Annotated in this window: 11 protein-coding genes; all 11 read left to right on the top strand. The window is 35.7% G+C overall.

The features are described from left to right. The first annotated feature begins 228 nt into the window (after positions 1-228). The 11 genes from A5866_RS04375 (at position 229) to A5866_RS04325 (ending at position 14,395) form a co-directional block, all read left to right on the top strand. Complete coding sequence (locus A5866_RS04375; RefSeq protein WP_086279155.1) at positions 229-1,728, top strand: Lsa family ABC-F type ribosomal protection protein; 1,500 nt, start codon at positions 229-231, stop codon at positions 1,726-1,728. Between the two features lie 331 nt (positions 1,729-2,059). Next, positions 2,060-4,138, top strand: coding sequence for a hypothetical protein (locus tag A5866_RS04370; RefSeq protein ID WP_086444277.1), 2,079 nt, complete (start codon positions 2,060-2,062; stop codon positions 4,136-4,138). 311 nt (positions 4,139-4,449) lie between these two features. Further along, the gene (locus A5866_RS04365) at positions 4,450-5,151 is read left to right on the top strand and encodes a 5-oxoproline transporter, DUF969 family subunit (RefSeq protein WP_086279157.1); all 702 of its coding nucleotides are present in this window, start codon (positions 4,450-4,452) and stop codon (positions 5,149-5,151) included. Further along, the gene (locus A5866_RS04360; RefSeq protein ID WP_086279158.1) at positions 5,148-6,092 is read left to right on the top strand and encodes a DUF979 domain-containing protein; all 945 of its coding nucleotides are present in this window, start codon (positions 5,148-5,150) and stop codon (positions 6,090-6,092) included. The genes A5866_RS04365 and A5866_RS04360 overlap by 4 nt, the downstream gene beginning before the upstream one ends. 403 nt (positions 6,093-6,495) lie before the next feature. After that, positions 6,496-7,140, top strand: a complete 645-nt coding sequence (gene pcp / locus A5866_RS04355; protein ID WP_086279159.1) for a pyroglutamyl-peptidase I — start codon at positions 6,496-6,498, stop codon at positions 7,138-7,140. Positions 7,141-7,293: 153 nt separating this feature from the next. Beyond that, positions 7,294-8,466: a hypothetical protein gene (locus tag A5866_RS04350; protein ID WP_086444278.1), complete on the top strand. Its 1,173-nt coding sequence runs from the start codon at positions 7,294-7,296 to the stop codon at positions 8,464-8,466. Next, positions 8,463-9,080 (top strand): MptD family putative ECF transporter S component, encoded by a 618-nt coding sequence (locus A5866_RS04345; protein ID WP_086279161.1) that lies wholly within the window; start codon positions 8,463-8,465, stop codon positions 9,078-9,080. The genes A5866_RS04350 and A5866_RS04345 overlap by 4 nt, the downstream gene beginning before the upstream one ends. Next, positions 9,055-9,750: an energy-coupling factor transporter transmembrane component T gene (locus A5866_RS04340; RefSeq protein WP_086444279.1), complete on the top strand. Its 696-nt coding sequence runs from the start codon at positions 9,055-9,057 to the stop codon at positions 9,748-9,750. The genes A5866_RS04345 and A5866_RS04340 overlap by 26 nt, the downstream gene beginning before the upstream one ends. Beyond that, on the top strand, positions 9,750-11,177 hold the full coding sequence (locus A5866_RS04335; protein WP_086444280.1) for an ABC transporter ATP-binding protein: 1,428 nt from the start codon (positions 9,750-9,752) through the stop codon (positions 11,175-11,177). The genes A5866_RS04340 and A5866_RS04335 overlap by 1 nt, the downstream gene beginning before the upstream one ends. A 13-nt stretch (positions 11,178-11,190) precedes the next feature. Then, the gene (locus tag A5866_RS04330) at positions 11,191-11,526 is read left to right on the top strand and encodes an antibiotic biosynthesis monooxygenase (protein ID WP_086279164.1); all 336 of its coding nucleotides are present in this window, start codon (positions 11,191-11,193) and stop codon (positions 11,524-11,526) included. A 241-nt stretch (positions 11,527-11,767) separates the two neighbouring features. Next, on the top strand, positions 11,768-14,395 hold the full coding sequence (locus A5866_RS04325; RefSeq protein ID WP_086444281.1) for a glycoside hydrolase family 38 C-terminal domain-containing protein: 2,628 nt from the start codon (positions 11,768-11,770) through the stop codon (positions 14,393-14,395). Position 14,396: the final 1 nt, after the last annotated feature.

The following is a 14,396-nucleotide window of genomic DNA, read 5'->3' as shown; positions in this document are numbered from 1 at the left end:
GCAATAAAAGACGAAGTGAGGGATCCGTGCGTTGAAAAATTAAGTCCATTTGTTGAAGCTGCATTCAGACTGTAACTTGAAGAATCATCAAGGGAGCAGTGTGCAGATTTTCAGGATTGGCTTTGATTTTTCAGCGTATGGTTCTTTTTGTGTACGCCTAAATAGATAGCCAGTTCTGAGAAAAACTGAAGGAAGTAGTCCTTCTGCTTTTCTTAACGAGGTGATAGTATGTCAAAAATTGAAATAAAAAATCTTACCTTTGGGTATGACACTCAAGGTACATTATTATTTGAACAAGCTAATTTAAACTTTGATACACAATGGAAATTAGGCTTGATCGGTAGAAATGGTCGCGGTAAAACAACCTTACTTAATATCTTACAGAATCGGTTAGCTTACAGTGGTCAAATCTTGCATCAATTAGAGTTTTTGTATTTCCCGCAACCAATCAAAGAAAAAAAGCAATTAACCTATTATGTATTACAGGAAATCAGTGATTTTGAGCAATGGAAAATCGAAAGAGAGCTAAATCTTCTGCAAGTCGATCCAGAGATTTTGTGGCGTGATTTTGAGACTCTTTCTGGCGGCGAACAAACAAAAGTCTTATTGGCGCTATTGTTTATTGATGATCATCATTTTCCACTGATTGACGAGCCGACTAACCATTTGGATATTGTTGGGCGCAAACAAGTAGCAGACTATTTAAAAAAGAAACGTCAAGGCTTTATCGTAGTCAGTCATGATCGTTCATTTGTGGATGAGGTTGTTGATCATGTCTTATCGATTGAAAAAAGTCAGTTAGAGCTTTATCAAGGCAATTTTTCAGTTTATGAAGAACAAAAGAAAATAAAAGATGAATTTGAACTAGCACAAAATGAAAAATTAAAAAAAGAAGTCAGTCGTCTGAAAAAAACAGCTGCTGAAAAAGCTGAATGGTCTCGTTCTAAGGAGCAAGATAAATATGGTAAAGCATCTGAAAAAGGCAGTGGTGCGATTTATGATACAGGCTTTATCGGCGCAAGAGCAGCTCGAACAATGAAGCGAGCTAAAACAATCGAACATCGGATGGATGCACAATTGTTAGAAAAAGAAAATCTCTTAAAAGATATTGAATATGTAGATCCGTTAACCATGAATTATCAACCAGCTCATCATAAACGTATACTGACAGTTGAAGATTTAGTATTAAGTTATCAAGATCAACCATTGTTTCAAAAGCTCTCTTTTGAGCTAAATCAAGGTCAAAGAATCGCCTTAGCAGGACAAAATGGTTCTGGAAAATCATCGATCATTCGTTTTTTACTCAATCAGTTTGAGGGAGAAAGCCAAGGCGAAATTCTTCGACCAACAAACTTAAAAATCAGTTATGTTCGTCAGAATTATGAAGATAACCAAGGAACGTTACTAGAGTTTTCTGAAGAACAGGGTCTAAATCATCAAGAATTTCTTAATAATCTGCACAAATTAGGAATGGAAAGAACCGTATTTCAAAATCGTATCGAGCAAATGAGTATGGGACAACGCAAAAAAATTGAACTAGCAAAATCATTAGCTCAACCAGCCGAGCTTTATATTTGGGATGAACCATTAAATTATCTGGATGTGTTTAATCAAGAACAATTAGAAAAGCTGATTATAGCAATAAAACCAACCATGTTAGTAGTAGAACATGACCAAGCTTTTTTGGGAAATATCGCGACACAAGTGATTAGTTTGGATAAGAATTGATAAATAAAACGATCAACTAATTCAGAAATTCTGAATTGTTTGATCGTTTTTTTTTCATAGATTTTAGTCACAGTGAATAAACAGTAAATGTCGATAAAGGAGAAGTAGTCGAATTATCTGGAGCACATTATCTCCACCCTCATTACTCTCTAAGTGTCAATGTCATTAAGAATTGTAGGACTGACTTTTTGAATCTAAACGCATTCTTCTCAGTCTCTCTCTTTCTTGTATTGTTATTCTTAGTTACTTTTGTCATAATAGATTAAGAATGAAGCATCAAAAAAAGTATCAGAATAAACGAGTTGGGGAAATAAGAAAGTGAGTTGGGGTTATGAATTGTTGGGAGATTTTGGAGTTGGAACCAACTTCAGATAAAAAGAGAATCAAGAAGGCCTATGACGAAAAGGTAAAACTGATTGATGTGGAAGCCGCACCAATAGCTTTCCATACATTAGAAGAAGCCTTTGACTCAGCGCTATTTCTTTCAGGAACAATTATCGAGAGTAATCGACCAATTGTGAGCGTTGAGAGTGAACAAGCCAAGGAAGACCAAGCTAAAGCAGATAGAACTGAAGTAGATAAAGACATACAAGAACAAGATATAGAAGAAGTTGAACTACAGCCATTTAATGAGAATGAAACATCAGAATCTATCTATGAAAAAAAGCCAACAAATCATGTTGAGCTTTTCGACCAGGAACTAACAGAGATTTTTGAGCAGAAAGACTTTTTTGCAACTATTGAAAAATGGACGCCGTTATTTTCTAATCAATTGGCATGGTCGAGCGATGAACATAATCAAATCAAAGATCGAATGCAAGAGTTTTTATTGGCAAACTATCGTGTATTATCGCGACAAGTGATTACCGATATAGGTGTTTTTTTTGATTTTGATTCCTTGGTTAAAGAGTATAAATCTGGTGACTACTTCTGTTATTCGTGGATAGAAATCAAGCAAGTACCGCTGTTTGCTTTTGCTATTTACCGTGATATTTCAAAAGAACAACGTATTCAGTATTTTACGAATCGTTATGAACTATTTCAAATAGTGGATAATGGAGTTGCAAATCAGAGTTCATGGCAAGAACGTTTAGAATGGTGTAGAAGTGTGACAACTAAAGATTATGATGTTGTTACCTTAGAAATCTCCTATCTATTACTCAATGATTTTAGAATGGAGCAGGAGCGAACCGTTACAACGTTTAAAAAACTGTTAAATGAAGCCAAAGCTTTAAAAGAAGGTCAAGAACTTGATTTTTTTAGAACGTACTATGAATGGGTGAAAAATGATGGGGCAACAAATGACGTACTGACTTTTGACAAAAGTGAGCTTACGTTACCCACAACAATCATTGACTTATTGATGGGCCATGTTTATTTTAGTTTGCGACGCCATTCTCGTGTGAAGGAATGTTGGGCAGATTTAGCAAAAAGGAATCCTTCTTTATTTAGAGAAAATGAATTAGCTTTGTTGCAACCAGTAGAACCAATCCAGATTCTAACAAAGAAACAAAAAGGAGCGGGCAGTTATTTATGGGCTATTTTCTTATTGATCGTGGCTTTAGTTAAAATAGGTGGCGTTATTTCAAGAAATAATGAACATAAATCGTACACCACGCCCTCTGAGATCAAAAGTCTATTTAGCGGAGAGCAAAATGTGAATAAAAGTTTTGTTACAAGTAGCGCTTCAGCGCTAAAAGAAAGCGAAAATCTGTATGACCAATTTGTTTATTATTTCTATGTTGATCGTGAAGATCCAGATCAAGCTGATTTTATTGAGACAAATTTAACGGGACATGCAAAAGAAATGGCTCAAAAATTAACTATTTCTGATCTGCCTGAGCTTGCGATCGATTCCAAATATGCTTTTCATTCTTCACCAGATAATGTGGCTGAGTATGGACCTGTAACAGCACTAACACTTTTAGAGGAAGAAGAACCGTTTATTATTTTACAAGAAGACCATGATGAAAAAATTTCAACTATTTTTGGGACGGGCTGGGAAATTTTACCTAAGGATAAATTTGATGCATTGTGGGCGGATATCCAAGTGCGTCCAATGATGTCACAAAAATTCTTTGTTGTTTATTATTTATTATCAGATGAACGGAAAGAAAATCTAAAAGACAATCCAGAGTATACAACAGAAAGTGTTAAAAAGATGTTGGAAAAGAATAGCTCAATGCCAACAGCCGTTGAATTTGAATCAGGTACTTGGCAAATCAGCCAAGATGAAGAGGACAAATTGTATACGATCATCAATGATGAAAATGACGAACATCGTTTTATCTTGTCGTATGATGATTATGGTCGCTTAGAGCACATTTATGGTGATAAATGGGAAAAAATGGAGGAAGCAAAGCAAAAATTAATTTATGCTAATGCAGAAGAGACGATAGGTGTTTATTGATTGTCAGAGTTAAGGTGAATGGACAGAAGAGAGTATTTTCAAAGGGCTGTTTCTGCATCTACGGTTCTCGCTTCACTCCGATCTGAAGCATCGAGGACCGTTTGCTCCACCGTCTATTCGGATATGAAGAGCCTGAAACATAACTCTTTAAGTTATGTTTCAGGCTAGTTTTTTTATTTTCTTCAAACGGTACCATTTTTTTGTGAATTTTATCGTAAAAATTAAAAGTAAAACAAATTTTGTGTATAATAAAGAAGTCATTATTTTTAAGATGATTAATTAAATAAACTAAAAAGAAAGAAGTGAACGCAATGGAAAATATTCTTAGCTTATTAGGTGTGTTGATCGTGATTGTCGGATTTGCTATGAAATTAGACTCGATCTTGATTGTTATGATTGCCTTAGTAGTTACTGCTTTAGTGGGCGGTATCGGTTTAGAAGGCATGCTGGATATTTTAGGGACCAGTTTTGTAAGTAATCGCGGTATGGCTATTTTTATTATTATTATGCTGGCAACAGGAACATTAGAAAGAAACGGTTTAAAAGAGTCAGCTGCATCTCTAATTCGTCGTTTTAAAAAGGTTTCAGCGGGCTTGATCATTGACATCTATGGTGTTTTTAGAATGATTTTTGCAGCATTCAATGTTAGTTTTGGTGGCGTAGCAGGCTTTGTACGTCCAATTATTTTGCCAATGTCGATTGGCGCTGTTGAATCACAAAACTTAGAATTAAATGAAGAATATGAGGAAGAACTTAAAGGAATGGCCTCAGCGATGGAAAATATTTGCTGGTTTTTCGGTCAAGTATTGTTTATCGGCGGTGCAGGTGGTCTATTAGTACAATCTACCTTAAAAGAGCTAGGCTATGAAGTAAGTTTAGTAGAGTTAGCAGCGGTTGAAATTCCTGTGGCACTTGTTGCGTTGATCACAGCAAGTATTTATTTTTATACTAAAGATCGTCGATTGATGAAAAAATACTATGGTACTATCGAGAAGAAAGGAGACCGCTCATGAGTTATTTTATGAACCCAGATGTCTTGCTTGGTGAAAAATTATTAGAAGTTTTATATATCTTGATGGGCTTGATATTGATTTATACTGGAATTAAGAATTTTCTAGATAAAAGTAATCCTCATCGCTATGGAACTGGCTATTTTTGGTGTACATTAGGAGTAGTGATCTCAGGTGGACGCTTTATTCCCTCATTGATCAGTGGAATCTTGATTTTTTCAATGACGGTTCCTGCTGTTTTGAAAAAGGTGAGTAAAGGGAAAACTAAATTGCCATCAAAAGAGTACATGCAACAAATGTCAGATAAATTGGGTATGAAAATTTTTATCCCCGCCCTAAGTATTGGCGTATTTGCGATCATTTTTGCGTTATTTACTAAACTTGGTGCCTTAGTTGGTGTAGGAGTGGGTGTTTTCGTCGCAATTTTGATCTTGATGTTCTATTCTAAAAACAATAAGCCGACGACATTTTTGGATGATGCAGCAGATATGCTTGGGACGGTTGGTCCTTTGAGTATGTTGCCGATGCTCTTAGCTTCATTAGGAGCGGTGTTCACGAGTGCAGGTGTTGGCACGGTGATTTCTTCTGCTGTCGGAAAAGTTGTACCGCAAGGAAATGTAGTAGTTGGAATTATTATTTATGCTTTCGGGATGATGCTATTTACGATCATCATGGGGAACGCTTTTGCAGCGATTACCGTGATGACAGTTGGGATCGGTGCACCATTTGTCTTTTCACAAGGAGCAAATCCTGCTTTGATCGGTATGCTGGCATTAACTTGTGGCTACTGTGGAACATTATTGACACCAATGGCAGCAAACTTTAACGTGGTTCCTGTCGCAATGTTGGAAATGAAAGACAAATATGGAGTAATCAAAAATCAATGGTTTATTGCGATTTTTATGTTTGTATTCCAAGTTGTTTATATGATTTTGTTTAGATAAGTGATTAACGCACGGTACTTGTAATACTATCTAGCTTCAAGAGCTAGCCACTACGCTTTGCTTCGATCTCATTAATTCCTAAGAGCTAAAGCTCTAAGTATTGAAGGTCTCGAGAAAAAGATAAAAACTGAATGAGGCAAAAAGCACCTCAGGCATTTTTTCCTATTTTCTTGTCGAAGCTGAACGAGCTCTTTCAGCTTTTAATGTTATCTAGCTCCGTGGGTTAACACTACGCTCTGCTACGATCTCATCAATTCCTAAGAGCTAAAGCTCCAAGGATTGAAGGTCTTCGGAAAAAAGATAAATTCTAAATGAGGTAAAAAGCACCTCAGTTAGAATTTCCTATTTTTCAGTCAGAGCTGAACGAGCCCGCTGTGCTTTTAAAATAAGGAGGTAATTTGTAATGAAAGTTTTAATCACAGGTTTTGATCCATTTGGTGGAGACAAAGTTAATCCAGCTTATGAAGCGGTAAAATTGATCCCAAATGAGGTAGCAGGAGCACAAATTATCAAAATAGAAATACCAACTGTTTTTGAAGAGAGTGCTAAAGTGTTAGAGGCTTCAATGAAAGAACATCAGCCTGATATTGTTATTTGTGTTGGCCAGGCTGGCGGACGCAGCGCTGTTTCGTTGGAACGAGTAGCAATCAACTTAGCCGAAGCGAGAATTCCAGATAATAAAGGCAATCAACCAATCGGAGTCAAACTGGAAGAGGAGGGTGAGACTGCCTATTTTACATCGCTACCAATCAAAGCGATGATGAAAAATATTCAGGATCATGGCTTACCAGCGTACATTTCATATACTGCCGGCACATTTGTCTGTAATGATATCATGTACCGTTTATTGTACATGATCAATAAAGAATTCTCAGGTGTTAAAGGTGGTTTTATCCATGTTCCGTTTGAACCAACACAGGTGATTGATCGTCCTGTAGGAACACCTTCTATGCCAATCCAAACAATTGCGGATTCATTAATTTATGCAGTTGAGGCGGCAATAACAACAGAAGTAGATATTGAAGAAAATACAGGAACGACCCATTAAAATAGTGATTATCAAAAATAGAAGGACAAAGTAGTAGGTTTATTTTGTGCTTCTATTTTTCGTTATTAAATTGAAACATTACATTTTACTGATAATGATTCTCATTATCAGTTTGTTATGCTATACTAACTCAATAAGGAAAGGAGTGGTTCAATGAATGAAATAAAAATCAATGATTTTTTTATAAAGTATGATACAGTACAAACGAAACAATGCCCGTTAAAACTTGCTGATCAAGTATATATTGAAAACATACCATTACCACGTTATCTTATTGGTGAAGCAACCATGTCTTTTTATGATTTTTATCACGCAGATTGCCCAGAGCTTAAAGAATCTGATTATCGATTATCTGAAAAATTCCAACAGATCATCGGCCGATTCCCTCATACGAATCAGCAAAAAATCATGTTAAATGAATACGGCAGTTACAGCATCATGCATGTACCTGTTTATGTTAATACGAAAGATTTTATTCTTGCTAAAAGCAATCCTGCAATTTATCCAGACTTCAGGGCGAAACAGGCAGCAATTCAATCGTTAACTCCTATAGATGAAGTCGAGCAAACAGCAATTATTGGTTACAAACGAAAACGTCTATATCTAGATGGTACATATGGCCCTAGAATCTTACTTGAAGATGGTCTGGAAACGAATGTTCAATCGATTCAAGTGAAGTTAGAATATGTAAATGAGATGTATTATTTTGCCCATTATAGTTACGCTGCTATGGTTCAGTTTTTACCAGAATATGAAATCACTACTTATGATGAGTTTCACGAAGCTTATGGGAAGTATGTTTATAGTTTTACTATGACAAAAAATGGACAAACGATTCCACTTTTATGGCCAGATTACTTGTACCATAAACCTGAAAATCATTTAGAGTTTGGCCTATTGGCAAATACTGACGAAGCAAGATATCGCTTGTTTGACCGATGGGAAGCGAATGAATCCATAAAGATCGAGATCTTGGCCGAAGGTTTTGAAGATGTCAGATTTGAAACGCACTTAAAGCAACCAATGAGTTTTCCACCAAAACTTTCAAAATCAGAATATAGTTTGGGAGACGAGATTTGTCTATCGATTGATCAAGGACTAATCAAAGAATTAGCAGAAGGAAACGCACTATTTGAATTATTCAAAACGAAAAAAACTTCTGTAAATGGCTATTCACTAGAGTATAAATTGACAGAAAATCAATTGGTGCTATCAGGTGAACAATTTGAAAAGCCTGGCCGCTATCAGTTGAAAATTAAAAGTGACACTTATGGACAGCTATTATTTTTAGTGACAATTAAACAAGAAGGGTTAGTACAAGAATGAAAAAGTTAAAAATTCAAGATTTTATTTCAATTGGTATTTATACCGCTATTTATTTTTTAGTCGTGACTATTGCGATGCTGATCTTACGTTTTACAATCCCAGCTTTTAATTCCATTTTGATTCCTAGTGCAACAGCACTCTTTGCGGGGATTGTCTATTTATTGGTGATCCATCGTATTCCTCGTTTTGGAGCAATTACAATCATGGGCAGTGTGATGGGCTTATTCTTTCTAGTTTCAGGGCATTTTCCGTTGTCATTTTTACCAAATATTCTGTGTGCGATTCTAGCAGATTGGATTCAATATCATACCAAGCTATCCCAAAAAATCCGAACGATGCTTAGTTATACTGTCTTTAGTTTTGGCTTGATGGGTCCCGTTTTGCCTTTGTGGTTTATGAAAAACGCCTATGTCGATTCATTGGTGGCTCGTGGTAAAGATGCCATATACATTGATAAAGTCTTTGCACCGATCACAACTACAACTTTTTATGTGTGTGTGTTGGCTGTAATCATTTGTAGTATTTTAGGAATAATGATTGGACAAAAGATTTATGAGAAACACTTTGATAAAGCTAAAGGAAAAAATTATGGAAAAAACATACGTAACGTTTGATCCCAGAAGTAAATTATGTACGATTTTATTTGCTAGTTTCTTATTGATGTTTCCTCTACCATTTAAAGCAGAAGTGCTGTTTGTAACGTTGTTGTATTTTTTGTTTATTTTAAATGGTAGTTTAAAAAAAGGAACAATTTTCTATGGTCTTTTTTGGTTGCTTGTTCTGGGCGATTATCTATTATTTCCTCATATTGAGAATGGTTTTGCCGCTTTTTTTGATTTTTTATTTGTCGGAAATCGTCGAATGCTACCAACGATCATGGCGGCGGCGTTTGCGATGAATCGAACCAAAATCAGTGAATGGATCGCAGCGCTAAAGAAATGTCATGTGCCTTTTGGGCTGATTATTCCACTAACGGTCTTGTTTCGTTTCTTTCCTACACTATTTCAAGATTTTAAAAGTATTCGTAATGCGATGAAATACCGTGGAATCGCAGTTTCGACTGTTGAGTTATTTCTACATCCATTTCAAACGATGGAATATATTATTGTACCAATCTTGATGTCAGCAGAGAATACATCTTTGGATCTATCAGCTGCAGCTCTGGTTCGGGGCTTAGGCAATCCTAAAGCACATACAAGTGTTTATGAAATTCGTTTAAAGAGTCAAGATTATGTATTGATGGGTATATTGATTCTGTGTGGAATCGCAGGGAGGCTGATTTAATGATCGATTTACATGATGTGACATTTGCTTATGAAGATCAGGAAAAGGTTATCCAAAATGTTGAGTTGGAAGTTAAAGCTGGCGAATTCATTGTATTGTGCGGCAAAAGTGGGTGTGGTAAATCAACATTACTAAGAATTTTAAATGGGTTGATTCCTGAATTATATCTGGGTGAACTAACGGGTTCTGGTTCTGTTTTAGAACAAGAGCTACTAACGAAAAAATTTAATGAATATGTTCGAGAAATCGGCGTGGTATTTCAAAATCCTAAAACCCAATTTTTTACGAGTGATGTCTATTCTGAATTAGCATTTGCAATGGAAAATTATGGTGTATCCAGAAAAGAAATGATTGATCGAATCGATGAGATAACGAGTTTGTTTTCTCTAGAAGAATTTTTAGAACGAAGCATGTTCCATTTATCTGGTGGACAAAAACAATTGATCGCATTTGCTTCTGCTAGTATGTTGCAGCATCGATTATTCCTATTAGATGAACCTTCAAGTAATTTGGATGAAGCAACGATCGAGCAGTTAAAAGCCTATTTACAGGTCTTGAAAAGCCAAGGTATGACAATTATTGTTTCTGAACATCGTTTATACTATTTGACAGATTTAGCAGATCGCTATTTAGTGATGGAAAAAGGTCAAATCGTTGAAAACTATACAAGTCAAGAAATGCGAGAAAAATCTGTTGCCGAAATTCAGGCGTTGGGATTAAGATCACTTAACCAAACGCATCTTACAAAAAAAGTTAAACAAGCTGAAGGGTCAGAAAAACTAGTATTAACCTGTGATGGACTGGATTTTCACTATCGCAAGCAGCCTTCCGTACTCAAAATCCCTTCGTTAACATTGACTAGTGCTGATATTATCGGAATCGTGGGACATAATGGTGCAGGGAAATCAACATTTTCTAAACTTTTGTCAGGATTGATCAAGCCAAAAGCAGGTGTCATAAAACTAAATCAAGAAGTGATGCGACCAAAAGAGTTGATCAAAGAAAGTTTTGTTGTGATGCAAGATGTCAATTTGCAATTGTTTTTTGAAACGGTAGAGAAAGAAATTAGTTTAAATACACAGAACACAGCTGAGTTTGACAAAGTTGTCGCCATGCTGAATTTAGGACCGCTTTTAATGCGTCATCCCCAAACCTTATCCGGTGGCGAAAAACAACGCGTGGCAATTGCTAGTGCTTTGCTATCAGGAAAAAAAATGATTATCTTTGATGAGCCAACCAGCGGATTAGATTTAGTGCATATGGAAGAAGTTAGTAATACCATTCGTTGGTTACACGAAGAAAATATTTTAGTTTTAGTGATTACCCACGATAAAGAATTTCTCAGCAAAACTTGTCAGCGAGTGCTTCAGTTCGACCAAGGCCAAATCATTGCAGATTATCATATCGAAACAAGAAAAATAGAATAGTGGAGGAAAAAATATGTATATTGTAACGAATACGATTCAAACAGAAACGGCTCACTCGCAAAAAATTATTCAACAATTTACAGCAGGGCATACGAAAGAAAGTATGGAAGCTGTAGATGGATTCTTGAACTTTCAATTAATGCAGCGGACATTACCAGATAATCTGGAAGTAACGGAATTGGTTGTTTTAAGTCGCTGGACTTCAAAAGAACATCAAAAAAATTGGGTGCAGAGCCAATCATTTAAAAAGATGCATCAAAGAAAAGAATCAACGGATGAAACGGTGGAAAAGAAAAAACGCCCTGGTATTATTTCAAGTACGATTGCTGAATATGAAGTGCTAACTTAATTGATTGGTGAGAACGATTATTGAAAATAGTTTCTTCATTTTTTGATTGCATATAGAAAGTAAATTAGCTGAGTGTGAGGTGTAAAGCATTTTATACTCAGCTTTTTTGTGCATTACATTGGTAATATTTTCATTATTATTAGATGTAAAAGAAAATACTTGAAAATATTACCGGATGCATTTTCTTTTTATAAAATCAGAGGTATATTAAATAAGAACAGTGATGGAAGGAGAATAGACAATGAAGAAGATACATGTCGTAGCACATACTCATTGGGATCGTGAGTGGTATTTTAGTGATAATGAAGCATTTATCCAATTTTCTTATCATATGGATGAGGTAATTTATGCCTTAGAAAATAACGAACTGGATTATTATTATTTGGATGGTCAACTTAGCATTCTAGATGATTATTTAAAAGTTTATCCAGAAAAAGAAACTAAAATCAAAGAATTAGTGGAAGCCAATAAATTATTTATTGGACCTTGGTATACTCAAATGGACGAATTCGTGGTGGCTGGTGAATCGGTCGTGAAGAATTTGCAAATCGGGATCCATATGTCAAAACGTTTGGGCGGTCATACGCCCTTAGGATATTTACCTGATTCATTTGGACAGGGGAAAGATATGCCGAAAATCTATAATGGCTTTGGAATCACAGATGCCGTCTTTTGGCGAGGAATGCCAAATGAAGTTACGAAAAGTCGAGAATTTTACTGGACAGCTGAAGATGGTTCAAAAGTATTAACAATCAATATTCGCAATGGTTATTATGCCGGGGTAACACTTGTTGAAGGTGAACTATATCAGAAAAAAGCGATGCTGGATCTTGTAGCAGAAGACAGCGCTACTGAAGTTGTAACATTGCCGGTTGGTGGAGACCAACGAGCAGTCGATCGAGATTTAAAAGCTATCATTCAAGAGGTCAACGAACAATTTGGTACCGAATACAAAATCGAAGAAAGCAATTATCCGCATATATTTAATTTATTAAAAGAAAAAGCAACTGAGCTTCCAACAGTACAAGGTGAGTTTATGAGTGGCAGTGTTTCAAAAATTCATCGCTCTATTTATTCATCAAGATATGATTTGAAAAAGTTAAATGATACTATCGAAAATCGTTTGATTTTCCAACTAGAACCATTAATGTTGATGGCAGATGATTTAGGGATTCCTTTTAAACGGGAGCTTTTGGATTATATTTGGACGTTATTATTGAAAAATCATGCTCATGACAGTATTGGTGGCTGCAATACGGATAAAACAAATGAAATGATCTTAGCGAGATATAAAGAAGCGGACCAATTATCCTATTCAACAATTGACTATTTAGTAAGAAAAATTTCAGAATCCATTAAAGGTATCCAAGAAAATGATTTGATTCTATTTAATACCGTACCTTATACCAGAACGGATCCGTATATAGTAGAGGTAAGCACAAAGCATGCAAGTATCAAACTACTTGATAAAAATAACCATGAATTAGCTAGTCAAATTCTATCAACTGAAAAAGTTTATGCTGGTGAAGTTAGACGTTCAGAAAGCGATTATGATGAAGCGAAGTATTACTATATTCACAAAGTAAGTTTTATCAAAGAAACCCCGCCACTTGCATATACGATCATAACGGTGAAAGAGTTATCAGAATCAAATAATAGCGCTAAACCATCAATGTTAGCAAGTACGCTAATTGAAAACGAAACGTACAAGATCACTTTCTCAGATGGACAATTTACTATTTTGGCGAAAGAACAAGGCGAAACCTATGAGAACTGTCTATACGTGGAAGAATCAGGTGATGAAGGCGACACCTACGATTATTCACCTGCCTATCATGATAAAGTTCATCAATTGGTTTTCGATACAACCGATGTATCTGTTCAAACAGGACCGTTTTTATCTACCATGACATTGAATGGCAATTGGACATTACCAAAAGATCTACAAGCTAGGAAATCTGAGGAATTAAATACAACAGTTAACTACACCTTGAGCTTATCATTAAGCAAAGAGTCTAAGCGAATTGATATGAAAATCAAGATCAATAACCAAGCAATGGATCATCGGATGCGTCTGGTTGTTAAAACACCAGTCAAAAACAAAGTCAGTTATGCAGATACCTTATTTGGAATCGTTGAACGACAAAATCAAGATCCTCATATTCAGGATTGGAGAAAGCTAGGCTGGAAAGAAGAACCAACGGAGATTTATCCAATGATCCACTATGCCAACATTCATGATTCTGCCGCGAGTTGGACGATTATGAGTAAAGGAATCAAAGAATATCAAGTGATTGATGACCAAATCTATATGACTTTATTTAGAGGAGTAGGCTTTTTAGGCAGACCAGAGTTATTAAGAAGACCTGGAGATGCTTCAGGGAATCAATTCCGTTATATTCCGACTCCAGATAGTCAATTATTAGGTGAATTAGAGATGGAGTTATCTTTAATCATTTCAGCTGACTTTAATCCAGTGAGGATCCAAAAGGAATATCAAACCTATTCTGTCACAAGCCCATATTATCAAGTTCAAACCTTAAATCGATTTACGAATCCAATCCAATATTTCCAAAGTAATAAAGTCGATCATTTGAATGAATTGAAAGAGTATGTTGATTTAAATAACGCCAATTTGGTGTTTAGTGCATTAGAATTAAGTCGTGACGGTCAATGGGTCAATCTGCGTCTGTATAACCCATCACTTGAAAAGAGCGTCACCAATGAGAAAATCATATTAGCAAGGGAATGCAATGTTCGTTTTGTTGATTTAAATGGTGACTTAGTTGAATCAGTTGGTAAGTTGAAGGAAGTTTCGTTGGGTACAGTGAAGCCAGGAGAAATTAAAACAGTTTCAATAGAAAGATAAC

The sequence above is a fragment of the Enterococcus sp. 12C11_DIV0727 genome, from assembly GCF_002148425.2.
Taxonomy (GTDB): Bacteria; Bacillota; Bacilli; order Lactobacillales; family Enterococcaceae; genus Enterococcus_L; species Enterococcus_L lemimoniae.
This window is presented reverse-complemented; position numbering and strand designations above follow the sequence as displayed.